Source organism: Butyricicoccus sp. (assembly GCF_050872565.1).
GTDB lineage: Bacteria > Bacillota > Clostridia > Oscillospirales > Butyricicoccaceae > Butyricicoccus_A.
In genome coordinates this window covers 1-2,085 of sequence record NZ_JBNMHC010000372.1, presented here as the reverse complement: position 1 = coordinate 2,085, position 2,085 = coordinate 1, and the positions used below count along the sequence as shown (strand labels likewise).

The 2,085-nt window shown below is 47.8% G+C and carries 1 protein-coding gene; it reads right to left on the bottom strand.

Annotated elements, in window-relative coordinates; genetic code table 11:
• Nucleotides 1-1,026 (bottom strand): RNB domain-containing ribonuclease (locus ACR0P9_RS11500; RefSeq protein WP_432620281.1); only part of this gene is annotated, 1,026 nt, incomplete at its 3' end.
• Between the last annotated feature and the right edge of the window lie 1,059 nt (nucleotides 1,027-2,085).

The following is a 2,085-nucleotide window of genomic DNA, read 5'->3' as shown; positions in this document are numbered from 1 at the left end:
GCAGATGCCGTTAGAAAGCGGCAGCGGCAGCATCGGCACAACCTGGTCGGCATAATATACCGAGGTGCCGCGCTTGTATGCCTCTTGATCCAGCGGAGAGCCGGGCTTGACGTAATACGAGACATCGGCAATGTGTACGCCAAGACGGTAATGTCCGTTGGGGAGCGTTTCGAGAGAAACGGCATCGTCAAAGTCCTTGGCGGTATCGCCGTCAATGGTAAACAGCATTTTACTGCGCAAATCCAAACGGCCAGCCCAATCCTCTTCACGAACGAATATCGGCAGCGCATTGGTTTCGTCCAATACATCCTGCGGGAACGGGACAGAAATATCATGCTCGTACAGAATCGCATCGGCGGAGGATTTCACAGTCAGACCAGAGCCGAAAATTTTCATGACGGTGCCCTGGGGGAGATATTTTTCGTTGCCGCGGAACAAAACCTTCAGTGCGACACGGTCGCCGGGATGCGCATCCATCAGATGCTTTTTGCTGACAACGATTTCCGGCAGCTTGCCGCTGTCATCATGAAAGACGGTCATTTTTCCGCGCATGACAATGCGGCCGGTGATTTCATCGCGGGTCTCATTGAGGATGCGAAGCACTTCGCCTTCCTGCCGTGTTTTTTGTGCAGGCTTGCCCTGTTTGCCGCGTCTGCGCGGCGGCTGTTCCTGACGAATGCGGATGAGGACGCGGTCGCCGTGCCAAGCATGTAAATCCTTGTGCGGCGGGATAAAAATATCCGGTCCGTCTCCATTTTCCGGCCGGACAAACGCATAACCGCGTCCAGTGGCGCAAAATGTACCGGCAGCACAGCCGAAGGCTTCCGGTCTGCCGTACCGATTGCTGCGGGCACGCATCAGATAGCCCTCGTCTACGAGCTGGGCAAGCACACGAACGATTTCCGCGTGCTTGGCGTGTGTGCCGCTTTTATTCAGTGCACGGATGATTTCATCCGGTGTGCACACGGTTTGCGTGGACTGAAGAATCAAATCGCGCAAAACAGATGTTTTCGTTTTTGCTTTCATAAAATAGCCTCCTTTGCTGAGAAGCATTTCAGTACTATTATTATACCAGATTTCCACCAGAGAGCATACTGTCTATTTTGAAAAAATACGAAAGATCTGTTTTTGGGCAAAAAACAACGGCTCCGTCAATACGAAGCCGTAACTCTTACGAAATATATCTTCTTTATGTAAAAATCATCTGGTGATTCATATGGAACACAGGATCACAGCAGAATAACAAAAGTCAATCTGATCGAAACAATCATTTCAAATGGATGAAATATCTTTTGATACCTTTCCGCCGGTATATCTGGAAAAATATCTCGTATCAGAATACTGATGTATCCTCCTACAAAGCTAAAAGTGGATCATGTAAAAAGAAGAGATTCGCGGTTCATTTGCGTTTGCGACACAAGGGTCAAAAGAATTCCGGAACTGCGGTCCGTGCGTTAACCCGGTTTGCCTTTTGGACAAGTGAAAGGAATCAAGAGAAAATCCGGAAGGGGGATACCCTGCTTTTGCGATTGCAACACAGGCACCCAACGGGATATGGGATACATGATACAGAATCAGATCAATCAAAACGAAAATTGCTCTCATGCGATAATCTGAAGATTTTACGAAGAAACAGAAGATACAAGGAATAAATTGATATGCTCGCATCGTTCTGATGGTTTTCTGCGCTCACATGGGATTTTCATAGAGATAGAAACGTAAGCTCTGTGTGGGATTGCTGCTTCTGGAAGGCAATACGCCGGAGGCTGGGAGAACGAGCACTCAACCAGTCTGCTGCGAGTCCTGCTGCTCCAAAAACTGTTCATCTACTGCCATTGGACTCACCTCTTTCTCATGGCGTTTTTGTCAGTCGGTTGGAAAGGAAGATGTTTTTTTCAGCAGTTTTGCTTACCGAACATCGTTGCCGTGAACGAGAACATGTGGAACTAACCCATTGGATTCACTACTTTCTAAGGAATAGGAAATCGTTTGTTTTCCATCGGAGTAGACATTCCGATTGGATTGGAACAGTTTGTTATCTGCCCATCGGAGACACCACTTTCTAAAAAACTTTGTTGTTTTCTT